This is a genomic window from Myxococcus sp. AM011, from assembly GCF_013372595.1.
Lineage (GTDB): Bacteria > Myxococcota > Myxococcia > Myxococcales > Myxococcaceae > Myxococcus > Myxococcus eversor.
Genome location: NZ_JABXEM010000180.1, coordinates 1 through 24,059, shown reverse-complemented (window position 1 = coordinate 24,059; position 24,059 = coordinate 1). Strand labels below are relative to the sequence as shown.

At 67.3% G+C, this 24,059-nt stretch carries 19 protein-coding genes and 1 pseudogene; 6 read left to right on the top strand and 14 right to left on the bottom strand.

The features are described from left to right. The 7 genes from HUW62_RS31215 to HUW62_RS31185 form a co-directional block, all read right to left on the bottom strand. The coding region (locus tag HUW62_RS31215) for a hypothetical protein (protein WP_217911648.1) at window positions 1-369 on the bottom strand (369 nt) is incomplete at its 3' end. After that, window positions 366-1,040 (bottom strand): hypothetical protein, encoded by a 675-nt coding sequence (locus tag HUW62_RS31210; RefSeq protein WP_176436477.1) that lies wholly within the window; start codon window positions 1,038-1,040, stop codon window positions 366-368. The genes HUW62_RS31215 and HUW62_RS31210, both read right to left, overlap by 4 nt. 42 nt (window positions 1,041-1,082) lie before the next feature. Beyond that, window positions 1,083-1,817 carry a hypothetical protein gene (locus tag HUW62_RS31205; RefSeq protein WP_176436476.1) on the bottom strand — a complete coding sequence of 245 codons (735 nt, stop codon included), beginning with the start codon at window positions 1,815-1,817 and terminating at the stop codon, window positions 1,083-1,085. Between the two features lie 297 nt (window positions 1,818-2,114). After that, entirely contained in the window at window positions 2,115-2,807 is a 693-nt protein-coding gene (locus tag HUW62_RS31200; RefSeq protein ID WP_163866706.1) for a YafY family protein, read from the bottom strand. Between the two features lie 13 nt (window positions 2,808-2,820). Beyond that, window positions 2,821-3,942, bottom strand: a complete 1,122-nt coding sequence (locus HUW62_RS31195) for an epoxide hydrolase family protein (protein ID WP_176436475.1) — start codon at window positions 3,940-3,942, stop codon at window positions 2,821-2,823. A 133-nt stretch (window positions 3,943-4,075) separates the two neighbouring features. Beyond that, window positions 4,076-4,630: a dihydrofolate reductase family protein gene (locus HUW62_RS31190; protein ID WP_176436474.1), complete on the bottom strand. Its 555-nt coding sequence runs from the start codon at window positions 4,628-4,630 to the stop codon at window positions 4,076-4,078. Between the two features lie 175 nt (window positions 4,631-4,805). After that, the gene (locus tag HUW62_RS31185; protein WP_368670512.1) at window positions 4,806-7,202 is read right to left on the bottom strand and encodes an FG-GAP-like repeat-containing protein; all 2,397 of its coding nucleotides are present in this window, start codon (window positions 7,200-7,202) and stop codon (window positions 4,806-4,808) included. A 465-nt stretch (window positions 7,203-7,667) separates the two neighbouring features. Between HUW62_RS31185 and HUW62_RS31180 the strand changes: the two genes are divergently transcribed. Continuing rightward, window positions 7,668-8,996, top strand: a complete 1,329-nt coding sequence (locus HUW62_RS31180; RefSeq protein WP_176436472.1) for a M12 family metallopeptidase — start codon at window positions 7,668-7,670, stop codon at window positions 8,994-8,996. 57 nt (window positions 8,997-9,053) lie between these two features. Here HUW62_RS31180 and HUW62_RS31175 read toward each other — a convergent pair whose 3' ends face one another. The 4 genes and pseudogenes from HUW62_RS31175 to HUW62_RS49085 all read right to left on the bottom strand — a co-directional run. Then, window positions 9,054-10,478, bottom strand: a complete 1,425-nt coding sequence (locus HUW62_RS31175) for a DUF1552 domain-containing protein (RefSeq protein WP_163866710.1) — start codon at window positions 10,476-10,478, stop codon at window positions 9,054-9,056. Continuing rightward, window positions 10,475-12,184 carry a DUF1592 domain-containing protein gene (locus HUW62_RS31170; protein ID WP_255203742.1) on the bottom strand — a complete coding sequence of 570 codons (1,710 nt, stop codon included), beginning with the start codon at window positions 12,182-12,184 and terminating at the stop codon, window positions 10,475-10,477. Before HUW62_RS31170 ends, HUW62_RS31175 begins: the two co-directional genes overlap by 4 nt. Before the next feature lie 240 nt (window positions 12,185-12,424). Then, window positions 12,425-13,795, bottom strand: coding sequence for a hypothetical protein (locus HUW62_RS31165; protein WP_176436471.1), 1,371 nt, complete (start codon window positions 13,793-13,795; stop codon window positions 12,425-12,427). A 287-nt stretch (window positions 13,796-14,082) separates the two neighbouring features. Then, window positions 14,083-14,217 (bottom strand): annotated as a pseudogene (locus tag HUW62_RS49085) (IS3 family transposase); the annotation flags it as partial. Between the two features lie 151 nt (window positions 14,218-14,368). Between HUW62_RS49085 and HUW62_RS31160 the strand changes: the two are divergent. The 3 genes from HUW62_RS31160 to HUW62_RS31150 all read left to right on the top strand — a co-directional run bounded on the left by HUW62_RS31160 (window position 14,369) and on the right by HUW62_RS31150 (window position 20,436). After that, a complete protein-coding gene (locus HUW62_RS31160; RefSeq protein WP_176436470.1) occupies window positions 14,369-17,671 on the top strand; it encodes an Ig-like domain-containing protein in 3,303 nt (1,100 codons plus the stop codon). A 268-nt stretch (window positions 17,672-17,939) separates the two neighbouring features. Beyond that, entirely contained in the window at window positions 17,940-19,676 is a 1,737-nt protein-coding gene (locus tag HUW62_RS31155) for a hypothetical protein (protein ID WP_176436469.1), read from the top strand. Between the two features lie 217 nt (window positions 19,677-19,893). Further along, window positions 19,894-20,436: a TetR/AcrR family transcriptional regulator gene (locus HUW62_RS31150; RefSeq protein WP_176436468.1), complete on the top strand. Its 543-nt coding sequence runs from the start codon at window positions 19,894-19,896 to the stop codon at window positions 20,434-20,436. A 4-nt stretch (window positions 20,437-20,440) separates the two neighbouring features. On the opposite strand, the gene HUW62_RS31145 is transcribed toward HUW62_RS31150, so the two are convergent. Beyond that, the gene (locus tag HUW62_RS31145; protein ID WP_176436467.1) at window positions 20,441-21,292 is read right to left on the bottom strand and encodes an NmrA family NAD(P)-binding protein; all 852 of its coding nucleotides are present in this window, start codon (window positions 21,290-21,292) and stop codon (window positions 20,441-20,443) included. Beyond that, on the bottom strand, window positions 21,289-22,095 hold the full coding sequence (locus HUW62_RS31140; RefSeq protein WP_368670511.1) for an SGNH/GDSL hydrolase family protein: 807 nt from the start codon (window positions 22,093-22,095) through the stop codon (window positions 21,289-21,291). The genes HUW62_RS31145 and HUW62_RS31140 overlap by 4 nt, the downstream gene beginning before the upstream one ends. 456 nt (window positions 22,096-22,551) lie before the next feature. On the opposite strand from HUW62_RS31140, the gene HUW62_RS31135 reads away from it, so the two are divergent. Next, window positions 22,552-22,845, top strand: a complete 294-nt coding sequence (locus tag HUW62_RS31135; RefSeq protein ID WP_368670510.1) for a transposase family protein — start codon at window positions 22,552-22,554, stop codon at window positions 22,843-22,845. A 73-nt stretch (window positions 22,846-22,918) separates the two neighbouring features. Beyond that, window positions 22,919-23,518 (top strand): hypothetical protein, encoded by a 600-nt coding sequence (locus HUW62_RS31130; RefSeq protein WP_163866716.1) that lies wholly within the window; start codon window positions 22,919-22,921, stop codon window positions 23,516-23,518. Window positions 23,519-23,573: 55 nt separating this feature from the next. Here HUW62_RS31130 and HUW62_RS31125 read toward each other — a convergent pair whose 3' ends face one another. Then, entirely contained in the window at window positions 23,574-23,900 is a 327-nt protein-coding gene (locus HUW62_RS31125) for a hypothetical protein (RefSeq protein WP_176436465.1), read from the bottom strand. Between the last annotated feature and the right edge of the window lie 159 nt (window positions 23,901-24,059).

Below are 24,059 nucleotides of genomic sequence, written 5' to 3'. Positions count from 1 at the left end.
GCCCAGCACCCATCCCACCGGCAACCAGTACCTGGGAGGCACCCGCTTCACCGGCAGTGCCGCCAGCGCCAGCAACGGCACCTGGGACAGCACCCCGGTGGCCGTCCAGCCCAGAAACGCCACGATGAACGGCGGAGGAAGCCAGGGGGCCGTGTAGAACCCCGCCGTCCCCACCCACCAGTGCAAGGCCACGCCCTGGCGCACGAGCGCGGCCAGCAGCAGCGCCGCGGCGGACTGGCGCCAGCCGTTGGCGCGGTGGAGCGACCACCCCAGCAGCGCGATGCCCACCCAGGCCAAGGGCTGCGCCCACGTCCACAGGAAGGCGACGCCCAGCGCGACACCCGAGCCCAGGGCCAGCAGCAGGCTCATCGCTTCCGGAACCTCTCCGGCGGAACCGGGACCAGCGCCGTGGCCTCCCCCGGGAGCTCCACCTTCACGAGGTTGGGGTGCTTGCGCGCCAACCGGGCCTCCAGCACCGCGGGCTCCCAGCGCGACACCTCTTCGAGGGCCGTGTCCATGGCCTTCGCGTCCAACCGCCACAACTCGAGCGCCTTGCCAGAGCGCGTACGGACGAAGCGAGCGCGCTGCTCGGGGCTCCCGGCCTGGAAGAAGCCCTCGTCATAGAGCAATCCATCCAGGGGCAGCTTGTACGTGGAGCCCAGCACCCAGGCCCCCGGCGCCTCTTCCGCGAGCGCCGTGAGCAGCGGCGTCGAGAAGCCGTAGCAGGTATCCAGGACGATGAGGTCCGGGCGATAGCACCGAGCCACCCGCGCGAGGTCCTCCGGGGACGCGTTGAGATAGCTCGGCGGCAGGCTGTGTCCGCTGAGCACGAGCACCTCCGCCCTCACTCCCGAGGGACAGGAGAAGTCCTCGAGGGCCACATGCGGGCAGCGGTCATCGGAGCACGGCGACTGCTGCAACTCGGCGACATCCGCTCGTGAGTAGACCGCCACGACGCGCTCCTGCACTCCGGGGGCCTGCTGACACGCGCAGGCCCCCAGAAGCAGGGCCAGAAGCCAGTGCCTTGCCAACACAGTCATGGACGGTTCCAGTTCCTGGCTCGAAACACGGGGAGGCCTGTGTTAGCAGCGGCACCAATACGAGGCGCACCACGAGCGGCAGTAGTTGCTCAGCCCGGTGAGCCTGCAGCCGTTCCGCCTGTACTGCTGGGAGCAGCCGACGGTGGAGCCCACGTACCAGACGCCCACCGCGATGAGGGTGACAACCGCCGCGGCGCCGCCCTTCCCATTATGGTCCTCGGGCAGGTACTTGCTGATGACTTCAATCATCGTGAACAGGGAGTACTCGGAGACGGCTTCCAGCTCCCCGGTATCGAGGAGAATCGCGGCCGCTTCCTGCTCGTTGGCGGCCAGCTTGTCTCCCACCTGGATGGTCTTGTCCGCGTTGAAGACCATGTGCAGCTTGCCGCCTTCATGGTGGACCCAGGCGTCGCCCGTCTCGTTGTTCACCGTGTAGAGGGTGCGCTCCCCGGTCTTCTCGTCAATCACCTCGAGGACGGCGTCCTCCGTGCCGCGGACGAGCGTCTGCCGCAGGACGAAGTTCATGAAGCGGGGCACCTCGTCATGCATCGCGATGCCCAGCCGGCCAAACCGCTCCAGGCTCCCGTCGATGACTTGCGCGGGCTCCACGGCGCTGAAGACGATGTTCGCGGCCAGGGCCTCGCGCGCCTTGGCCATCGGGTTGGCCTCGGGAGCACGGCTGCAGCCGATCTGAACGGTGAAGACCGCGAGCATCGCGAGCGTTACCGCGCGCAGTCCGTTGGAAGAACCCTGGTGTGACTCAGCCGGATGAAACATGTGGGGACACTCCTCTTGCTGTGGGGAACTCGCACCCGGCTCGAGGCGGGGTGCGATGGTGACTGCACTCCCCGTGAAGGCAGGAACCAGGCCATCTCTGGCTTCCCTCTAAATCCGTGTCGCTACGCTGGTGCCGGTGTTGCGTCCGCCGCAACAAAACTTCACTATCCGTGACATCCGGCGCTACAACCCCCACTGCTCATCCAGTGCCGCGCAGCGGCGGCAGCCCCCATTCGAGGCCGACCCAACCAGGCGGGGTGACGCGCAAGGAACGGCGACTCAAGGAGGTGGCTGCATTCAGTCGGGATACAGGCGTTCCCATTCCTCCCGCCATTCCCGCGCCAGCACGGACCGCTGGCGGCCGTAGCGGGCCTCGGTCGCCGAGGCCGCGGTGATGCGGTCGACGCGGAAATGGCGGAAGGCCTGGCGCAAGCAGCACCAGGCGGCAACGAGCTGTTTGCCCTCGTGAAACGCGAGCTGCACCGGCCAGATGTCGCGCTGGCTCGGCTGGCCCTTCTCGTCGGCATACACGATGAGGAGCGCCTTCTCTTCGCGAATGGCCCGGCGCACGAGGCCGAGCACCGGGACGGACGCAGACCCGCCGCGCATCAGGATGGGCCAGAGCCCGGTGTCGTTCATCCGGTCGCGCAGATCGTCCGGCGAGGCGGTGGCGATCTTCCCCAGCGCATTGCGCGCCGCCCCGGCAAGGCCGGCATCCGGCTGGGCCTCGACCCAGCGGGAGCCGAGCACCAGCGCCTCGAGTTCCTCGGCCGTGAACATCAGCGGCGGCAGGAAGAAGCCCGGCTTCAGCATATAGCCCACGCCCGCCTCGCCAACGATGGGCGCGCCAAGACCGATGAGCGTCCGCACGTCGCGATAGAGCGTGCGCACGGAAACACCCTGTTCCTCGGCCAGCGCCGCCGCGGTGACGGGGCGGCGGTGCCGGCGAAGCGCGTCCATGACTGCGAAGAGGCGTTCGGTCTTGTCCATGCGTGCGCGCGGCTCACCTCAGGGTGTCATGGAACGCCCGGATATCGGCCGCGTAGTGCGCCGGAGCCTCGAGTGCTGGGAAGTGCCCGGCCTGCCGCGCCTCGGTCCAGTGGACAAGGTTCTGCAAGTGCCGTTCACCCCAGGCGCGCGGCGCGGGATTGTCGACGTCGGCGGGCACCAGCACGCCATGCTTCACGTCGTGGCGGGGCATCGGCATCAGCGGTTCCTGATCGGCGAAGGCCTCTTTGTACAGCCGAACCGATGAACCAATCGTCTGGGTGAACCAGTAGACCGAGAGCAGGGTGCAGAGGTCGTCGAGCGAATAGACCGACTCGAGGCGGCCGTCCCGCAGCAGGCTCCCGCCGTGAAACTTCTCGATGATCCACGACGCCTGGCCCGCGGGTGAGTCGTTGAGGCCGACGGCGAGCGTCTGCGGCTTGGTTCCGTGAAGCATGATGTAGGCGCCCTGCGTGAGGGTCCACAGGTCGACGCGCCGGAAGTAGTCCACTTCCTCGGGCGTCGGCGCCTCTGGCCGCGGGTACCCCGAAAAGACGTTGAGGTAGTGTGCACCCATGAGACGGCCGGGATGGTTGCGGACCAGGCTGAAGCAGACCCCGGAGCCCAGGTCCGAGCACGCAACGAGGAACTTCTCGTAGCCCAGCCGGGTCATCAGCTCGGCCCAGAGATGACCCATGCGACTCATGTTCATGCCCTTCTTCGTCGGCCGGCCCGAGAAGCCGAAGCCCTGCATCGAGGGAATGATGACGTCGAACGACACCCCGTTTCGCTCGGCGGTGAGCAGCGGAATGAGCGGCAGGAACTCGACGAAGTTCGATGGCCAGCCATTGGCGAGGACGATGGGAACGCGGGTTTCGCCCTGACCCGGCGCATGAACGAAATGAACCCGCTCGCCATCGATCTCCTCGATGAATTGCGGAATCGCGTTGAGGCGCTGCTCGGCGGTGCGCCAGTCGAACCGCTCCGCCCAGTGGGTGACCAACCGCCTGAGCAGCTCAGCGTCGGTGCCATCCTCCCAGCCGACGCCTTCGACCGCCGGGGGGAAGCGAGTGGCCTTCAGCCGCGCCCGAAGGTCGGCGAGCTCGGAATCGGAAATGGCAAGGGTGAATGGGCTCATCGTGCGTTTGTGCATCCCAAGGTTGTGCCCGAGGTGTGCTGACAGGGCGTGTCAGCAGTGTTCAGTCACACGCTCGCCCAGCCGACGCCGCCGCACAGTCAGCCGCTGGTGAAGCGCTCGGGTCCTTCCACGCTCATCCCGCTTTGCGACGGAAGTGGAGCGCCTGCGCGCCGGACTTGAACCGCTGCGTCGAAAGGAGCTCGAGCTGCCGCGCACTCGACAGGCCATGGAACAACGTCGGCCCGCGGCCACTGATGACGGGATGAACGACGATGCGGTACTCGTCGATGAGCCCCCACTCCTCGAGCGCGGTCGCGAGCTTGGGCGCTCCGACGAGGACACCTCGCTCGGTCTTCGCTTTCAGCGCGGAGATCGCCTCGCGAAGGTCACCCTCCACCTTGATTGTGTTCCGCCACGGAAAGTCGCTCCGCGAGCCCGACACGACGTACTTTGCCTTCGCCTCGAGCTTCTGTGCCCACTCGCGCATCGCGCGCGGCGCCTTTTCGTCGCGTGCCACCGCGGGCCAGGCTTCCTCCATCAGCTCGTAGGTGGTGCGCCCGAAGAGCATCGCACCGCTCTGATCCATGAGCTGCGTCCAATAGTCGTGCAGTTCGTCGTCCGCGATGCCCTGGGTGTGGTCGATGCACCCGTCCAAAGTGACGTTGAGACCGAAAGTGAGGAGGTTCATGGCGTGGGATTCTACGCAAAGCGCGCCCAGCGCGCAGCAGTCCGAGCCAGCGACGCAATGCCCGTCAGGCGGCTGCGCGACTTTCGGTGCGCCGCGCGCGAAGGACGCGGCGCACCGATTCTCCTACCGAGACCGCGCTGAAATCAGGGCACACCGTCCCATCGCGGACAGCGACCTAGAGTCCGTTGGGGACCACGGTCACGGTGCCGGAGCCCCTGTTGGTCAGGATGAGGTCGGCGTACCCATCCGCGTCCATGTCCGCGGTGGCGATGGCGTTGAGGCCAGGTGAGGCGCCGGTCGTGACGACGGTGCCTGCGGTGAAGCCTCCGCTGCCGTTGCCGGTCATCGGGCGGACGCCGCCCGAGGCCGCTGTCACGAGGATGTAGGCGTCGAGCTTGCCATCGCCGTTGAAGTCACCGGCCACGACGCCCAGCGCCGAGTTGGCGGCCGTATTGGTCGCGGCGGTTGACTGAGCGCCGCTCGCGAAGGTGCCGTTGCCGTTCCCTCTGAAGTAGAAGAGGAACCGGCCGGCCGCGCCGTTCGAGAGGATGTCGAGCGTGCCGTCGCCGTTGGCGTCGCCGAAGGCGATGCCCGCCGTCTGGCCGCTGGCGGAATTGCTGTAGGCGACGGGTGCGGCGAACGTGCCGTCTCCCTGGTTGATGAGGACCGACAGGCGTGCGCTGGCGGGACTCGTCACCACGATATCGGAGAAGCCATCGCTGTTCAGGTCACGGCAGGCGATGCTCGACTGCGCGCCGCCGGTGCTCTGGATGCCGATGAACGTGGGCGCGCCGAAGTTGCCCGCGCCGGTGCCGAAGAGCACGCTCACCTGGTTCTGGGTCACGCTGGTCGTGGCGATGTCAGCCACCCCGTCGTTGTCGAAGTCACCGGTGCAGAGGTGGACGGAGCCCGGGGTGCCCGTGGTGAAGCTCGTCGGCGCGCCGAAGGTCCCGGGCGCGCTCGAGCCCAGGTTCTTGTAGACGCTGATGTTTCCGTTGATGAGGGGCAGGTTGGTCTGTCCGTCGACGGTGACGGCGTCGAGCCACCCGTCGCCGTCCACGTCCACGGCCACGACCGCGTTGCTGGAGAGCGAGGCGCTCCCGTAGTTGACCTCCGACTGGACGCTGGCGTCGCCGTTGCCCAGGAAGACGGAGAGCGAGCCAGAGGGAGTCTGGGTCGACCCGGATTCGGCGTTGGCCACCAGGATGTCGAGCTTGCCGTCGCCATTCACATCGGCGACCGCCGGGGCCAGCGGGCTGTGGTTCGCGGGGGAGCTGACCGGCGTGCCGGGGACCTGGCCGGGTGGGATGGCCTGGCAGGTGGCGTTCGAGCAGATCTGCCCCGTCGAGCACACGATGCCGCAGGCGCCGCAACTGTTGGCGTCGCTCTGGAGGTTCACCTCGCAGCCGTCGGACGAGTTCGCGTTACAGTCCGCGAGGGTGCCGGAGCAAGACTGGCAGATGTTCCCCTCGTAGGTGGGCGCGCACTTGCAGGTGTAGCTACCCACGCCGTCGATGCAGGTGCCACCGTTCAGGCAGGGGCTCGCGGCGCACTCGTCGATGTTGGTGCAAGTCACCCCGTCGCCCTCGTACCCCGCATTGCAGGCACAGGTGAAGGAGCCCCCGCTGTTGGTGCAGGAGGCGTTTTCGCTGCAGTTGTCGGTACCGGCGGCGCACTCGTCGATGTCGGTGCAAGTCACCCCGTCGCCCGCGTACCCCGCATTGCAGGCGCAGGTGAAGGAGCCCTCGCTGTTGGTGCAGGAGGCGTTTTCGCTGCAGTTGTCGGTACCGGCGGCGCACTCGTCGATGTCGGTGCAGGTCACGCCGTCGCCCTCGTACCCGGCATTGCAGGCGCAGGTGAAGGAGCCCGCGATGTTGGTGCAGGAGGCGTTTTCGTTGCAGTTGTCGGTACCGGCGGCGCACTCGTCGATGTCGGTACACACTGTCGGCTGTCCCGTGCAGGTGTAGCCCGGCTCCACCTGGCAGACGCTGTTACAGCCGTCGCCAGAGAGTTGATTGCCGTCGTCACAGACTTCGAATCCGCCCAGCACCCCATCACCACAGATGGCCCGCAGCGACGTCTCCACCGCGTCCACCAGGTAGATCGCGACCGCGCCCCTCAGGCGCACGTAGCGATAGGGCTTGTTTCCCGGGTAGAGCGCCACCGCCACATGCGTCCCCAGGCCCAGCTCCACCAGGTGCAGCGAGCTGGAGCCGATGAGCGTCCCATCCGCCTTCAGGAAGTCCACCTGGGCCACCAGCGCCAATGACAAGCCCTTGTAATAGACACGCAGGTCGCCGGTGCCTTCCTCGCCCGCACCCAGGTCCAGCACCAGCGCCGCGTTGAGCAAGCCCACCAGGGTCGCGGCATGCCCGTCCGGCGCGCCCAGCGCCGCGCTCGCGTTGAGCACCGCCGCATTGGTGCCCGGCGCCACAGCATCCGCATACGGGTCCCACGTCAAGGAGGCTTCCAGCGGCTCACTCGTCACCGCCCCGTTGTCCTCTTGCGGCACCTCATCCGCGGGAGGAAGGGACTCCACACCACATGCTCCGAGCGACAAGACCAGCGTCACGCCGAGTCCCCACGACCACAGCGCACCAGGACGGCTTTGCATTGAGTGTCTCTCTCCGAGGAGCAGGCTGAAGCCCGGAATGGACGTCCCCCCCATGGAATGAACGACGCCATTCCTTACTCCCAATTGCTCGGCGCGCAACAGACGGATTCGCGAGATTCTCCGGCGACCAGCCGACAAGCATTCGAGGGCCATGGACAAAATGCCCATGAGATGCATTTGCCCTCACAGCAATCGACGGGCCATGATGGAGAGGGGCCCCGCACCGCCGACAGCGCTTGTAGGTCCCAGGAGCGCAGATGCTTGGAGCCCCAAAAAGCGCTGAAATGCCTCCCACGCCTTCTGCTGGCTCCCTTGCGCCGGGGCAAGTCACGAATTGATGAGGGTTCTCTATTTCAAACGACAAATGTCAGACTGATGTGGTTGTCTCCTGTTTCCCGGAATGCCTTCCGGAAAGGAGGCACCATGCTTCGACGCACATTGAAGTCCGCGCTGGTTGCACTGTTCATCCCCAGCCTGCTGCTCACCGCCTGTGGTGAGGGACTGGAGTCGCGTCCCGCCCTGGACCCGGAGATGGCCCGGGTGCCGGCTGGCGCCCCGGTTCGCGAGGGCTACGCCTGGAATGCCGCGAGAGGGAAGCTGGTGCCAGTGAAGTACGCCGAGGTGGATGGACTGGCCATCCTCGAGGGAGACATGATTCTCGGCACGGTGGAGGAGATGGAGGCGCGCGTGCGCGAGGTGAAGGCCCGGGGAGGTCTCGACGCCCCGGGAGTCCACGCCCAGGGCGTGGCCATCACCGGAGCCAACTATCGCTGGGCCAACTCAGAGGTGCCCTACACCATCGACGCGGCTGTGCCAAACCAGGTGCGAATCACGGACGCCATCACTCACTGGCAACAGCGTACGCACCTGCGCTTCGTGCAACGCACCGTGCTCAACGCGGCGCTGTATCCGAACTACGTCAACTTCCAGACGGGCACCGGGTGCAGCTCCAACGTGGGACGGATTGGTGGCAGGCAAGGGGTGTGGCTGGAGGCCGGGTGCAGCACGGGCAACGTCATCCATGAAATCGGACACGCCCTGGGGCTGTGGCACGAGCAGTCGCGCGAGGACCGCAATACCTACGTGCTCGTCCGGCCCGAGAACATCACCGCGGGCTATGAGCAGAACTTCAACCAGCAGATCGCCGACGGTGACGACATCCTCGCCTATGACTACGGCTCCATCATGCACTACCCGAGGACGGCGTTCTCGAAGAATGGGCTCCCCACCATCGAGCCACTGGGGGGGCAGGCCATCGGGCAGCGCGATGCGCTGAGCATCACGGACGCGGCAACCGTGGCGCGTCTCTACTCGAGAACCATCTCCCTGCGCGCCTTGCGCGGCCACTACGTGGTGGCCGAGGGCGGCGGCGGCGGCGCGGTGAACGCCAATCGTGGCGCCGTGGGTCCCTGGGAGAAGTTCCAACTGGTGGACCGCAACGGCTTCGAACTGCAGACCGGCGACCTCATCCACCTGCAGACGGTCAACGGCAACTACGTCATGGCCGTGAACGGTGGCGGCGCGGAGGTGACAGCCACCCCCACGGCGCCTGGCAGCTATGAAACCTTCCGCATCTCGAAGATCGCCGGCACGGGCCTGCTCACCATCGGCACCGGAGACACCGTGGCCCTGTCGACGAACAATCTCCTCAACCCCCGCTACCTGTATGCCGATAACGGTGGCGACGGCGGGGTGTATGCCGCCGGCGCATCCGTGGGGCAATGGGAGCAGTTCACCATCACCTTCTACTGAGGGACGGGGGAGGGCCTGCTCCAGCGCCGGACGCTGGAGCAGGGCGCAATCGTCCCCTCAGGCGATGAGCTCGGAGAGCACGCCCTTGGTCAGCGCCGGGTCGCCGAAGTCGTCCAGGTTTCCACCGGCCGCGTTCTTCAGCCCCACGGCGGTGCCAATCGTGTTCAGCATCCGGTTGTGGTTGGGATTGCCGCCGCCCGACGCCGCGACGTAGACGCCCTGCTTGAGGAAGCCATTGCAGCTCCCCGCCAGGACGAAGGGCACATCGCGCGCCGAGTGAGCCGGCCCGTTGCCCAGGTCGTTGTACCAGACCGCCACGCCGTGCTCGATGAGTCGCTTTCCGTCCGGCATCTGGTAGGCCACCAGCCGGTCCAGCAGGTGCTTGAAGGCGCTCGCGAACTGCACGTCCACGTGGTGATGCAGCAGGTCCGAGCCGGTGATGATGCCGCCGCTGGCGTCGTGCGACGAGCGACGGTGGGACACGTAATGGAAGTTCTCCATCAACTGCCCCGTGCCCGGGTCGCGGTAGCGCGTGTCGCCGTCGTTGCCGTTGCCCACCTGGATGACGGCCGCGCGGTTGGTGCCGCACGCAATCGCCATCACCGCGATGTCCATGTGCAGCCTGGCGGTGGCGAGCACCTCGGTGCCGTCCGTGCTGTCATAGCCGGGCGCCTGCTGCTGGAGGAGGAGCTCCTGGTCCGCGCGCATGCGGCAGCTCAGGGCGACCTCCAGGTCCCGGACATTGGACAGGTGCAGGTCCAGGCGCTCATGGTCTGACGCGCTCAGCTCGGGACGCTGCTGGAGCGCCTGGAGCTGGGCCTTCACCAAATCATTCACGCTGCGCTGCCGGACGAGGAGCTGCTCGCGAGCCTCGGGAGTCAGTCCTCCCGGGCCGCCAATCATCGTCTGGTACGCATTCCACGGGTCATGCAGCGCGGCCCGGCGCACGTTGCTGCTCCGGTAGGAGAGGCAGGGCCCCCCGAGCCAGCCGCCACGCCGGCCCGCGTAGAAGACGAGCGAGTCACGCTGCTGCGGATTGAGCTCGCGGCCGATGCGGTGGTCGATGGACTCGCCTCCGGACTCGGAGCCGCCGCCCGCGCCCTCCACCACGGGGCCCCGCGCGGTCAGCCCCTGCATGGCGCCGCGGGCGTGGCCGTCCCCGTAGTTGTAGTCCTTCATGTTGACGTTGCGCACCAGCAGCAGGTGCGCGCGGTGGTCATCGAGCACGCCCACGGCCCGCCCGGCGATGCTCTCCGCGGTGAGCGCCCCCAGGGTGCGCGGCCAGAAGCGCTCCGGCTCCGCGCCGAGCTCCGACGTCGTCTGGGCCGAGGCGACGCCGTTGGCCTGCCGGAAGAAGATGGCGTACGGCCGTGCCCCCGAGTCCGCCGCGCGGGCGGTCCTCGGCATCAGCCCCTCGAGAAACGGCAGGCTCAGCATCGTCCCGCCCAGGCCCTTCAACACCATCCGGCGACTCAGCTTCATGGCAGCTCCTCCGGGTGGCGATTCACGAAGCCCTCGCTGGTGACGACCTCCACGACGAGGTCGACGATGGACAGGTTGCCCGCCTTCGACCGCTTTCCGAGCCGCTCCACCAGCGGCCCATCCTCGTGGGAGAGCGGGCGCCCGTGGAGGTACTCCACCCAGTGCTGCGCGTAGCACGCATGCACCGACTCATTGGCCGCGAGTGCGTCCGCCAGGTCGAGCGCGTCGCGCACCGGCACCCTCTCTCCGTTGATGTTGGGAGTCGAGCTGGCGTCCACCGGATGTCCGTTGTCCGTGGTGCGGTAGCCGCCGATGGCGTCGAAGTTCTCGAAGGGGAAGCCGAGCGGGTTGATGAGGTTCGAGTGGCAGCTGGCGCACGCGGACCCGGGCGCTTCGGTGTGCGAGGCGACGACCTCGCGATTGGTGCGGCCCTGGGGGGCGGGCAGCGGCGGGATGTTGGCCGGCGGCGCGCCAATCTTCCGGCAGATGATGCGCTCGGACACGAAGACGCCGCGGTGGATGGGGTCCGGGTCCACCGACGTCGCGTGCGCGGCCAGGAAGCCCACCTGGGTGAGCACGCCCTTGCGCTCGCGCGAGTCCAGCGTCACGGGGACGAAGTCGGCGGTGAACGTGCCACTCAGCCCATAGACGCGCGCCAGCTCGTCGTTGACGAAGGTGGCCGGCGAGGTGAGCAGTTCGCTGTAGCCGCCCTTGCGGGAGAAGACGACGTCCTGGACGAACAGGGTCGTCTCCCGGGCCGCGTGCTCCCCGAGCCGCTCGGACACCTGGGGGTAGCGCGTGAGGGAGGGGCGGATGGCGGCGTAGCGGGGCACGTCGAAGAGGGTGCGGTGGAAGGCCTCCACCACCTTGTTCGAGCGCGCGTCCTGGAGCATGCGCCGTGCCTGTGTGGCGACGCCCTCGCGGGAGTGCAGGGTGCCCTCGCTCGCGGCGGCGAACAGGGCGTCGTCCGGCATGGCGCTCCAGAGGCCGTAGCTCAGCCGCGAAGCCACTTCGTAGTCGTCGAGCGGCACCTTGTCCTGCACGGCCTGGGTGCTCTGCTCCACGCGGTAGAGGAAGTGGGGCGACTGGAGGAAGGCTTCCATCACCAGCCGGATGCCACCCTCGAAGGCCGCCATGTCCGCGTAGGCCTGGGGCCCCTTGCGGTACAGCCCGAGGTAGCTCTCCACCTCTTCGGACGTCAGCGGGCGCCGGTGCGCGCGCCGGCCGAAGGACTCCACGAAGGCGCGGGCGCGCTCCTCGCTGGTGGCGGCCGACGGAGGCAAGAGGCGCGCGAGCTTCGTCGCGTCCGTCGTCACCTGGCCGGCGAGCTCCGCGGCGGCGCGCTGGTAGGCGCCCCAGAGGGCCTCGTCGACGGAGAGGGCGCGCGCATCGTTGTCAAAGAGGAAGCCGCTCTGGGCGGGGTCCGCGCGGAAGGTGCCCGCCAGCGGGGTGGGCGGTGCGTCCAGCCTGAGCAGCTCCTGCACGCTGTTCGTCCACTGCACGTGCGTCAGGCGCGCCATCCGCACCGACGGGGCTGGCTTCTCGATGACGGTGGGCGTGCCGGGGCCGGGCCCTCCACCGGGGCCCTCCGGGTTGGAGATGGTTCCTTCGCAGCCAGCAGCCCCGCTCAAGACCAGCCCGAGCACCACCGGGCGCCACCACCGTCCCCGCTCCACTGGCTCTCGTGACAACCGTTGTGACCGCATCCTCGGCACGAGCGCCTCCATGATTGGGAGACATAGCAATCGGATGGATTGCGCGTTCCTGTCAATGTAGCCGTGACTCGCACGCGCGTCGGTCAAATGGCCCGATGACACGGATACTGAAAAACTCGTGTCACGCGTGCATCCGCGTTTCATCAGGCCCGACTTTTCGTGCGGGCCTCGCGCGAAAGTGTGGAGGAGGCGCCACATGCGTGGGGGACAGACCCCCTCAATGCGCCGGTGCTACAGCCGCAGGTAAATGCCGAGCTGACCGCTGAAGTACAGGTCCTTGGCGCCGCTGGCGAAGACCGGGGCTCCCTCCGCGGCGTCGGCGGTGAAGGAGTAGCTCCGCAGCTCTCCGCCCATCCGCAGACCCAGCATGCGCGTCAGGGCGAACTCCACGGCGAGCTCGCCATCGAGTCCGGAGCCGCTCAGCTCCGGGAGGTAGTCGTCCGAGGACAGCTCGCCGCCGCTCAGCACGTGCTGGTAGCCCACGCGCGCGGCGATGGCCCATCGCTCGGTGAGCGCCTTGCGCAGGCCCAGCTCCACGTGCGCGAAGCGGTAGTCCACGTCGGGCAGGGCGAAGGTGCTCTCCGGCGGGAGTTCCATCGCGAAGGAGTGGGTGCCGTACAGCGCGCCCACGGAGACCTCCAGCCACCGCAGCGGCAGGCGGAAGCGCAGGCCTCCCTCCAGGAGCTGCGCGGTGGTGCCGTAGCTGGAGCCATCCGGGAGCCGCGTGGACAGCCCGAGCGAGCGTGAGCCCCGCGCCACGATACCCAGGTTGTGCACCACCCCATCCGTGAAGTGGGAGAGCGGGAAGTAGCTCACCGCGAGGCTCACCGCCGCGGCGCTGTTGAGGCTGTAGTCGGGCAGCTCGCTGGCGTTGTTGCCCGAGAAGTTGAAGCGGCGGAACAGCCCCTGTCCGGACAGCAGCGCCTCCAGGATGGGGCCGTCCAGGTTGAGAGGGCCGGCTGCCTTCGGCTCGGGCTTCACCGGCGGCTCGTCGTTCTTCACGGTGGGCGGGGGAGGCTTCACCACCGCCGGGCGCGGTGCCTCCGCGATGGGGGCAGGGGGCGCGACCTCCGGTTCGGAGACAGGCGTCGGAGGCGTGACGGCGGCGGGCGGGAGGCGCTGCTCCGGGCCCGCCTTCAGGGCCGCGCCCAGCTTGGGCTCGAGCTCGCGCCGTACGTCGGGGAAGGCGGGCTGGGTGCGGACGTCCCAACGCTCCTCCGCGAGGAGGGTGCCGTCCTTGCCGGAGTAGGCGCGGACCTCCACGTCCCAGCGCTTCGTCCCCTTCACCGAGGCGAGGACCAGCACGTCCGCGCCGAGCTTCTTCGCCAGCGCCTGCCGCTGCTCATCCGTCTTCGGACCGCCGCGGATGTGCTTCACCTGGGCATCCACCTTCTTCGCGGGCAGCACCTCTCGCCCGCGTCCCTTCTTGCCCAGCTCCTGCGTCAGCACCCTGCGCAGCGCATCCGCCTGGCGGCCCTCCGGGCGCAGCACCGCGACCTTGCTCTTCTGCGCCTGCGTCTTCTTCGCCTGCGCGGCCTCGGCCGGGCGGTACGACACGAACAGCGCCAGCACCAGCAACACCCATCCCGCGATGCGGCTCACAGGGCCACCTCCTTGGGGCGGACAGACGAGGTGGAAGCGGCCGGGAGGACAGGGACGAAGGGACGGGAACGCATGGGTGCTCGGCTTCCAGTGACGAGACGGGGGGCTGCCTCGGCCCAAAGCAATTGAGGGGCCAACATCCTGGAGCTTAGAGCCTATCTCGGGAGGAGCGTGCGGAATCAGGTGATGATGCCCACCGCGAGGCGCGGCATTCCCAGAGAGGTGTCCTCGCGGCTTCTCCCAGCGCACCAGCAGTTGCGCTTGCTCGGGTTGGGTGGGCAGGAGGGTCAAGCAGCCAGCGGCACCTGTGAGGCGGTCTTCTCGAACCCGACAGGGCTGACGGCGCCAGGCGCGGAGTGCCGCCGCTGGCGGTTGTGGAACACCTCGATGAACTCGAACAAGGCAGCCTTCGCGGACTCACGCGGGAGAGGTGGGTCACGACCCGCTCTCGTGCGAAGTGATGCGGCACCCTGTCGGGCCGCGTCACGCCGTGGACGGGGTTGCCAGAACGGAAACATTCAGGCAATCCCATACATGGGGACACTTGTCCCCAGCAACAGAGGGGGAAGTGCCATGCGGTTGCGCCAAGGGCTGCTCAGCGGCCTGTTTCTGATTGTTTCAAGTTGTGGTCCGACGTCGCCGGAAGAACCGGCGCCTGACAAGGCTCCGGCGCAAGCCCGGGTCGAGCGGCTCGCGGTGGAGCGCGGCTTCGACCTGCGGGAGGTGTCTGTAGTCCCAGAAGGAGAGGGGGTGCGGCACGCGCTCCACTTCCGGGGCGTCCCCATCTGGGGTCTGGAGGCGAAGACGTCGCAGGGGCAGGCCCTGCTCTCCAACGTCCGCTTCGAGGCCACGAGCGCGGTGGAGACGGAGGCCCGGCTCACCGAGGCCCAGGCCCGGGACGCGGCCCTCGCGGCCATGCGGGACGCCACCGCGAGCGTGGAGTCCTCGCGGCTCGTGCTCTTGCCCCGCGAAGAGCGCCGGTTGCGCAAGGATGCCGCCCCGAGCTTCACCGGCGCGCGCAACGCCGAGGACTTCGAGCGGGTGGTGACGGGGCTGCGGCTCGTCTACCGGGTGAATCTCTTCACCGATGGAGAGGAAGGAGGCTTCCGGCGTCGCTGGATGGCGCAGGTGGATGCCCGCTCCGGCGAGGTGCTGCACCTGGCACCGCTCGAGCGCACCGCCGCGACCCAGACACGCCGGAAGGGCATCGGCAACGGCTACTACGCGGGCAGGGTCACCCTCTCCGTGCTGTATGACTCCGTGGAAGCGGCCTCCTGGCTGACCGACATATACAACAACGAGTACGTCGGCCTCATCCGGGTGCCGCCCCGGAGCTTTGGCTACGAGCAGTACCTCAGCGCGGACTCGACCTTCGGCGACGGGCTGCGCTATGGCGGCGCTGGCACCCTCAGCGCCAATGGGGAGACGGCGGCGGTGGACGCCTACCACGCCGTGGGACTGGCGTGGTCCGTCTACGAGACCTTCCTGGGGCGCAATGGCCCGGCTGGGAAAGCGGGCTTCGAAGTCCGGCTGCACGTGCAAGCGGAGAACGCCTTCTACTACCCGAGTGCACGTTCGCCCGCCGTGGGGTTCGGCTATCGCAGCCTCACGGCCAATCCCAAGAGCCCGATGACGACCACGGACATCGTGGCCCACGAGCTGGCCCATGACTTCTTCGCCCGGGAGCTGGCGGGGGACCCCGCGGACGTTCCGTCTGATCGCTCGGAGCAGAGCGGGTTGAACGAGGGCACGGGGGACATCTTCGGCTTCGTCACCGAGCTGCTGCGGGACGCCAGGCGCATCTCGCCGTCGTCGACCAACATCGACGGGGTGGTGGTGAAGGCGTCGAACCTCACCGTGGGGGAAGATACGGGCACCGCGTCCCGCGACCTCCTGTCGCCCCCGTTCAAGGAGTGGTTCGACGGCATCGGCTTCGAGGATGAGCACCACTCCGCGGGCCCGCTGAGTCGGATGTTCCTGTTGCTCTCATATGGCTGTGGCACCCAGTCCACGAGCGCCTGGTACTGCCCCCGGGTTCCCGAGGGGTTCACCGGCGTGGGCCCCACGGAGGCGCTGCGCATCTGGGCGCTCGCGGTGCAGCTGATGCCCGTGGGCACGGACTATGTGCAGGCCCGCCAGGCGGCGCTCGCGGCGGCGACCTCGCGCGACGGCGTCCAGGGAGGACCCCGGATGCTGGCCGTGGCCCGGGCGTTCGCGGCCGTCAACGTCGGCTTCAAGCCGGACTCCGTGCCGCCGCAGACCACGCTGAGCTGTCGGCAGGTGCTCCAGGACATCGAATGCACGGGGACCATCACCGACGCGGAAGTCCCAGGGCAGTACACCACCGCGCCGCGCCTGGTGGTGGACGGCGGCACGCAAATCAAGACGCTGTCCGGCTGGCAGTTCACGCAGACGCTGCCAGGCGCCGCCCTGGCGAGTGGCAACCACACCGTCCAGTTGCAGGCGTGGGACTACTGGCAGAACCTGGCCACCCGGATGGTGACGGTCTCCCTGGACAAGGCTCCACCCGTTGCATCCTTCATCGTCTCCGGCGCACCAAAGCAACCTCGCATCTCGGTCACCGCGACGGACCCCGCTGGAATCCGCATCGTGGACTTCACCGATGGCAGCCAATACCTGGTCGGGTTGTTCGTCCCGCCCTACGTGGCCACGCTGGACACCTCCACCTGGACTGATGGCACCCACGACCTGAACATCCGCGCCTACGACGAGTACATGAACGTCACGGTCCTCCACCACGCGTTGAAGGTGGACAACACGCCGCCCACCGTGGCGATGACGGTGGGCTCCGGCGACGAGGCGCCCTTCCTGGTGAACGTCACCGTGACGGACGCCTCGGCGGTGGCGCGGGTGGACTTCAAGGTGGACGGCCTGGTGTTCGCCACGCGGACGAACGCGGCGATGACGTACCAGGCCAGCTACACGCCCACCGACCCGTTGGCCCACAACCTCATCGTGGAGGTGACGGACGTCTTCGGCAACAAGGGCACGACGTCCTGGGGGGCGCCGCTCGACCGTCGTCCGCCCCAGGTGACCTTCACGAAGACGCAGGTGGGCTCGTTGGTGCGGCTGACCGTGGGAGTCTCCGACGGCTGCGGCCTGACGTATCCGTATGCGCTGTACGTGGATGGGAACCGGGTGGCGGAGCCCACGACCCCGAGCTTCGTCCTGGAGTTCGGCGATGCCATGGCCGCGGGCGCGCATACCTTCCAGGCCCTGGTGAGTGACGCGTGCGGCAACCCGGCGAACTTCCAGACGGCGTTCATCAAGGACCTCACCCCGCCGGTCATCACGGCCATCACCCGGGACGACAGCCAGCCGAAGAAGCCGAAGTTCACCGTGCAGTGCACCGACACGGAGGGCGTGCACCACGTGGAGCTGCGTGAGAATGGTCTCGTCACCCAGTTGGACACCACCGCGCCCTACGAGTTCGTGGTCGACACCACGGCTCGGGTGGACGGCGATTCCACGGTGCTGTTCCAGTGCACCGACGTCAATGGCGTCTCCAGTGCGCCGGAGACGCGCACGGTGACGGCGGACAACACGCCGCCCTCGTACAACCTCACGGTGTTCGGCGCGGGCCGCTCGTACCTCGTTTCGGCGGGGACGGTGGCGGACCCCCGCGGCGTCCAGTCCGTCGTGCTCTCAGGAGGGGTGATTCCCGGCTTCAACGTCACGTTGACCCAGGCGCCCTATTCCTATCAGTGGAGCATCTCGGGCACCGGGGCCATCCAGACGGACCTGCCGTTCTCAGTCACTGTCAAGGACTCCTGGGGGAACACCGCCAGCAAGGTGTTGTTCTGCGCCGTGAACACGGCTTCGACCACGGCGCAGTATCTGAGTTGTCACCTGTAGCGCCTGATTCGGGCGTCCGCCTCGGCCGGCAACGCATGGTTGCCGGCCGAGGGGCTTGGGGGGGGCGCGCGGCCCTCGACGCCTTCACCACGTTCGGGCCCATTGTCCGCTTCACCCTCCGCGCCTTGAATGCGTCTGGGTACGGCACAGTGGCAATTTCAATCGATTCTCGGCTACATCGTCAGCCCGCGAGACTGGCACGTGCGCGCCGGGCGGCGAGCCTTCGCGATGGGTGACGCCGGAAGGCTTGGAGTCGAGGACGGACACGATGGGACTCTTCGATCGCTTCTTCAAACCCAGGCAGACCGCGCCCGCGGTGGAGCTGCCTCCGGCCCCGAGGGTTCCCGCGAAGGCGCGGATCCTCTCGTTCGAGCTCGCGGATGAAGTGGGTCTGCTGGAACTGGAGAGTGGCGAGAAGTTGCGGTTCGGAAGGACCGCATGCGGGGACTTCGTACCCGTCGTCGGCGCGTCCGTCCTGTTGGAGGAGGTGTCCGAGCGCTCCGGTGCCTGGCGGGCGAGTCGTGTCACGCTGGACTCCGCTGACCCGAGCTATGACGGCCTGCTCTCCGCGAGGGATGAGCGCCTGGGTCTGCCGGCTCGCGTGGAGGGAGTCGCGGAGGCCGCCGCGGCGGCTCGGAGCCTCGCCAGCGTCACGGTGCTCTTGCGGACGCCGCTACCCGAGGGAAACCTCGCGCTCAAGGCGTGGGCGCGGGAGCGGGGCCTGCCCGAGGGCTTCGCGTTGAGGACCGAGCGCGACCTGTCCTTCCTCGTCGAGGGGACGGAGTTCCTCACCTATGCGGGGCGTGGCGCGTTTCCGACGGAGGGGCTCGATACGACCGACGTGCCGGAGGACTTCGACTTCGGGTGCGCCTTCATCGGGCTGGGAATCGGCCTTCCAGGAGTGCATCGCCAGGAGCGGCTCATCGTGGGGAACGCGTGGGACGTGTGGGCTCCGAAGGGCGAAGCGCGCAAGCTCAGCATGCTGACGCAATGGCTCCTGGAACATGGCACGGGCGTGGTGCTGCACCGCGCGGGGAACCTCGTCGTTCCGGCGGAGCAGTTCGTGAGGATGCTCGGGGAGCTGGACGACGACGAGTGCCGTCCCTTCAGTGCCTGGCTGGCCGTGGGGCCCTTCACCCACGAGGGTACGACCTTCTATGGCACGTTCGGCATGGACGTGTTTGGCCTCCCCGATGTCGCCGTCTCCGTGAAGGCCGATGACCCATGGAGCAGGCAGCGGCGACATGAAGCGGTCCTCTTCGCCGCGTACCGCATGATTCGAGAGAACCGGGAGCTGCGGGCGGGGGAGCACCTCCATGTGCCCTTGCGGCTCCGCGTGGGCGCATGGCCGCTGGACATCTCGTGGGAATCGGATGTCATCTCCTACGAGGTGTCCGACGACGGAGAGCAGCTGGTGCTCGTGCCGGAGGAGGAGCAACACCCGGAGCTGGCCTGGCGCGAGCCGGACGCCAGGCTCGCGCTCAATGCCTATCAGGCGCTGTTCGACCGGGGGCTCGACACGCTGCTTCCGAGCGAGCTCCGGGTCGACGTCCGTTCGAACAATCCCGATGTGACTCCTCACTCCGTCGAGGTGCGCGAGCGGCACGATGGCCAGGGCTTTCTCCTCGTCACGAATGGTTTCGGGCGGCTCGCCCAGGGGGATGCCGGGTGCGTGGACTGTCCGCGCGTGGAGATTGGGGCGTGGCTGCCGGACCACTCCTTCGAACTGCTGCGGTTCATCGGTGGTGTCGCGAGCGGCGTGCATGAGTCGACCGTCGGGTGGAAGCCGTGCGACACGGTGGCCACGCCGAATCATGAGCGGGGGATGGGGGGCTTCGTGCTCGCGGACGGGGGCCAGGTGGAGATGGGCGGAGGCCCCGGCGTTCGCTTGTTGCTCCTGGTTCCGTTGAGCCCACCCGACTACGAGCGAGTACGAGGAGGGGGGGCCGCCGAGTGGCTCTCTCGAAACACCGTGGGGCCCTCGCTCTGGGCGCCGTTTCTCTGACTCTGAAGTGGCCCCCAGGACAGGCGGGGCACGGCACGCTCAGACAGGTCCCTTCTCCTGCTTGAGCACAAATGACGTGATGAGCGCGGTGAGAGTCCCCCGCCTCCGTGGCTTGAGCCGTCCCTGGCGTGGTAGTTTCTGAACAGGTCCGCGGATGAAAAACGAAGAGAGCACGCAGAGTCGCCGCCAGCCGCGGCAGGAGCGCTCGCGGCAGACGGTGGAGGCCGTCCTCGATGCCGTCCCCAGGGTGCTCAAGCGGCACGGAGCCGGAGCGGTCACCACCAACCGCATCGCGGAGGTGGCGGGAGTCAGCATCGGCTCTCTGTACCAGTACTTCCCGGACAAGCAGACCATCTTCAATGCCCTTCATGAGCGGCATGTGGAGGATGTGAAACACAGAATGGAACGTGCCGTCGAACAATGCGCTTCGAGCACCCTCGACGAGTTCGCGGCCTGCCTGGTGGAAGGACTGGTGGATGCCCACATCGTAGAACCGGAGCTCCACGAGATGGTCTCCGCCGCGGTCCCGGCTTCCTCGCTCGGGTTCAAGGAAGCCCTTCAGATGGCATTCGAGCGGGTGATTCCATCGCCCGAGGTCGGCACGTCCCGCCCGCATGCGGGCGACCGGATGTTGTTCGTCATGCCTCACCTGGTCGAGTCGCTGGTACACGCCGTGCCCCAGGCGCGCCCTCCCTTCACGGTTGCTCGCGCCAAGGGCGAAGTCATCCGGACGGTCCTCCATTTCCTGGACCGGCCATGACTCCTCACTGAAAGGCTTCGGCGTTCTGATTGAGCCAGCGGTCGAAGGCGAGGGGCTTGCGGCCGAGGAGCCGCTCAACGCCGTCAGAGACAGTCGTCAGTCTGCCTTCTCGGATGGCACGCCAGATGTCCACAAGAGCGTCCGCATACCGCCGGCCACCCCCGTATCTGAGTGCGGCCTCGTGGGCTTCTTCGTCTGAGAGCTCCTCGTAGCGGACCTTCTTCCCAATGACAGCGCCAATCCTGGCCGCCATGGCTGCGTAGCTCAGCGCCTCAGGTCCGGTGACCACCAGTGACTCTCCCATGTGCTCGCCCGTCGTGAGTGCGTGGGTGATGACGTCGGCGAGGTCGTCGGGATGAATGAAGGCGATCCTCCCTTGCCCGGTAGAGGAACGGAGGACCCCCTCCGTGGCAATCGACTGCGCCCAACCGAGCACGTTCGACATGAAAGCGGCTGACTGGATGAACGTGTACGGCATACCGCTCTGCCGGACCGCGTCCTCGCCGCGCGCGTGCCATGGGCCGGTCCCCACCCCGGTCCGGACGTCCAGCGTCGAGAGCTTCACCATGTGTTTGACACCCGCATCCACGGCGACCTGAACGACGGCTCGGTCCCGACTGGCGAGGCGTGGCCCGCTGTTGAGGAGAAACACGCCGTTGCTGCCGGCGAGTGCCTTCCGTAGCGCGGGGCCTGGCCTGGCCAGGTCGCCGACGTGCATGTCCACCTCGTCGCCGAACAGCGCCCGTGCTCGGGCTGCATCCCGGACAAAGACGCGGGGACGATGCCCACCTCTGATGAGGCGATGGGTGACGAGAGAGCCGATATGACCTGTCGCGCCAGTCACCAGGAATGTCATTGAGCGCGGCTCCAGGTTCGCATGAGCTCAAGGACGACCATTCGCTGACCGGCGAGCGAAAGGTGCAGGCCATCCTCCGTGAAGAGCTCAGGCGGTGGAGATGCGCCGAAGGCCGCGAAGAGGTCGACCGTGGGCTCCTCGAGGGCACGGATGGCCTCCGCGACACGGCGGACGTCCTCGTTGCGGAAGTGGACTCCGAAGCGGGACAGCCCCCAGTGCTTCGCCACGCGCTCCTCAAGCACCGGGGGAGGCGTCATCCACAGGCGACGTGCCTGCGTCCCCTGTGCGGCACGGGAGCGAAGCTCCTCGAGGTTGCGCGCGGTCTCACGGGCGTCAACGAGAGTCTTGCCCGCGTTCGGGCCTTGCGTCCGCGCGTCATTCACGCCGATGAAGAAGATGAGCCAATCCGGCTCCTGGATGAGGGCGTTCCCTATCCGCACCAACCCATGCGTGGTCGTCTCACCGCCTACAGCGTTGATGGCCACTGAGACTTCATCGTGGGGACGCTGAGCAGCCACCAGCTCCTGGAGGATGACCGCCCAGGATTGAGGATCCGCCGTGTGACTGTCGCCGAACGTGACAATGCGTGCGCGCTTGCGCAACGGTAGTTCTTCCAGCATCCGGCTGAAATCGGGTTCCGCGAGCAGCCCCTGTGCGGCTTCTCTTGCGCCCTTCTGGCTCTGAGCGAGTTCGGCGCGGTACGTCTCCGGCTCGAGGCCGAGCAAGGCGGCGCACGTCTCGGCGGATACCTTGCCGCCGCCCGGAAGCGACGAGACGGTCCTCTCCGGTTGAAGGACTTTCACGAGCCAGCGCCTCTGTTCAGTGGACCATTCCATGTGCTCCATCTCCGGTGATTGGGAGGCATAGAGGTACCGGACAGGGGCCGCACGGTCAGCTCGCGTTGCCCCGCGGCCAAACCCTTGAAATGACTCCTTCCTTTCGCGGCAGCGGGTGACTTGCTCAGGTTCCACGCCCACACGCGCGGTGGTCGTGCTCGTGGAGGCCCGTGAGAGTCAGGCCATCCGCCGTCACTGGGGAATGAGACGTAGGTCCTTGGCCGTCGCGGCGAGCAGGTGCGGGACACCGCTCTGGTTCATGCCGTGCGCGTCCCCTCGGGGACAAGGCAGGCCTCGGGCTCGACATCGAGCTCGGGGCCTTGAGCGGCACCCTCATTGGTGGCTCTCCCGCACTTCGTGTGGTCCCCCTCGGAGGCATAGGGAGACGCAGCAGGCGGCCAACAGGGCGAATACACCCTGGGCATGGAAACGCTGTACTTCCTTCCTGGCTGTCGCGTGGAGCGGGGGGCGCGCGGCGGTGTTACGGACGTTGTCCTCATGGTTCACCTGGAGGGCACTGGTGCCCGGTGTCCCTCCTGCCAGACGCCCAGTACCTGGGTGCATGGCAGCGATGTCCGGCGTCCGGCGGACCTGCCCGCCGCAGGGAGCGCCGTGCAACTCGAGCTTCGCATGCGGCGCTTCTGCTGCCGAAACCCGGACCTCTGTCAAACGGAAGGGAAGACCCATGGCTCGTCATGCGAATTGCTCACGTCATGACGCGCGTTTTGACGCAGCCTTGACGCGCTCATGACGCAGCGACTGAATTTGGGGTAGGCACAGGCTCCTCGCCATGAACCCAGGACTTGCAAAAGCATGGACTGTTGACGATGCAGCCGAACGGCTCGCGCGTCAGGGATTTTTCTTGGAAGTCATGAGGTATGTGTATGATCAGGTTTCCACCTTCCTTCAGGAAATCTCCATGAGAATGAATGCCCTCGCAGCGATCCTTTCCCTCTCCACGGCTTGCCTTCTGGTGACAAGCGGTTGCGGACCGGAGGAGCAGGAAGCGGAGACCGCAGTCTCCAATGGGAGCGTCCAGCAGGCGGCGACCAACCTGTGTGGTGCTGGCTACCGCCTCATCGATACGTACCCGATGAAGAACAACAAGGGGGCCGTGAAGGGTCACTACAATCTCTATTACAACGGGACGCGTAATTGCGGCGTAGCGGAGTGCTACACCAACTGCGGCGTGAAGATGAACCGCACTGTCTCCATCCGGGTCTCCAGCACGTCCGGCAGCTGGGATGACTTCGATTTTGGCCAGTTCACGACCTACGCCGGTCCCGTCTACTCCAAGCCCTCGGCAGGGAAGTGCCTGGATCTGTCCGCGGGTTTTGGCGTCGAGAATTCAGTGGCAAGTGTCGACGTCCTCCGTGTTCACTGCGACTGACGCAGCCGCCAGGCTGGAGGATGCCACGCACCCTCCAGCCCGTGCTCATGCCCGGTCAGGTCGACGTGCCACTGTCCGAGGGGTCCCACTGCCAGCCGGCGCCAGAGGGGGCGTTACAAGGGTAGATGCTGCCATTGCAGCGACCGATGCGCATGTCCAGATGCTTTCCTTCGGGAAGATCCTTGTTGCATCGCCCGCTGTTCCCATTCCCGCCGGTGAAGTAACAGATGCCCTGGCGGGAGCCGTCCCCGAGCTTCCAGTGGACGCCGACGCGCATGCTGTCCTCCCTCTCATCCCAGATGCAGAAGTTGTCGGTGGCCTTGTTGTATGATCCCCTGCCGTATTCTCCCCTGTCCCAGCCGATGGTGACGTAGTTCCCCAAGTCGCAGCTTCCAGAAGCCTGGTTGAGCTCAACTGTTGCGAGGCAGGCTGGTTGATGGACTAGCGCTCCGCCTGGTTGATGGGCATCACCGAGCGCGAGCGTCAGCGAGCGCGCTCGGTGATGGGAGCGGCCTACAGAGCGGCGGCGTCGGTGTCGAGC

Bases quoted from the DNA above. Each gene is read 5' to 3' on its own strand.
- HUW62_RS31210 (WP_176436477.1), bottom strand. From the start codon at position 1,040: ATGACTGTGTTGGCAAGGCACTGGCTTCTGGCCCTGCTTCTGGGGGCC.
- HUW62_RS31205 (WP_176436476.1), bottom strand. From the start codon at position 1,817: ATGTTTCATCCGGCTGAGTCACACCAGGGTTCTTCCAACGGACTGCGC.
- HUW62_RS31200 (WP_163866706.1), bottom strand. From the start codon at position 2,807: ATGGACAAGACCGAACGCCTCTTCGCAGTCATGGACGCGCTTCGCCGG.
- HUW62_RS31195 (WP_176436475.1), bottom strand. From the start codon at position 3,942: ATGAGCCCATTCACCCTTGCCATTTCCGATTCCGAGCTCGCCGACCTT.
- HUW62_RS31190 (WP_176436474.1), bottom strand. From the start codon at position 4,630: ATGAACCTCCTCACTTTCGGTCTCAACGTCACTTTGGACGGGTGCATC.
- HUW62_RS31180 (WP_176436472.1), top strand. From the start codon at position 7,668: ATGCTTCGACGCACATTGAAGTCCGCGCTGGTTGCACTGTTCATCCCC.
- HUW62_RS31175 (WP_163866710.1), bottom strand. From the start codon at position 10,478: ATGAAGCTGAGTCGCCGGATGGTGTTGAAGGGCCTGGGCGGGACGATG.
- HUW62_RS31170 (WP_255203742.1), bottom strand. From the start codon at position 12,184: ATGCGGTCACAACGGTTGTCACGAGAGCCAGTGGAGCGGGGACGGTGG.
- HUW62_RS31160 (WP_176436470.1), top strand. From the start codon at position 14,369: ATGCGGTTGCGCCAAGGGCTGCTCAGCGGCCTGTTTCTGATTGTTTCA.
- HUW62_RS31155 (WP_176436469.1), top strand. From the start codon at position 17,940: ATGGGACTCTTCGATCGCTTCTTCAAACCCAGGCAGACCGCGCCCGCG.
- HUW62_RS31145 (WP_176436467.1), bottom strand. From the start codon at position 21,292: ATGACATTCCTGGTGACTGGCGCGACAGGTCATATCGGCTCTCTCGTC.
- HUW62_RS31135 (WP_368670510.1), top strand. From the start codon at position 22,552: ATGGAAACGCTGTACTTCCTTCCTGGCTGTCGCGTGGAGCGGGGGGCG.
- HUW62_RS31130 (WP_163866716.1), top strand. From the start codon at position 22,919: ATGAACCCAGGACTTGCAAAAGCATGGACTGTTGACGATGCAGCCGAA.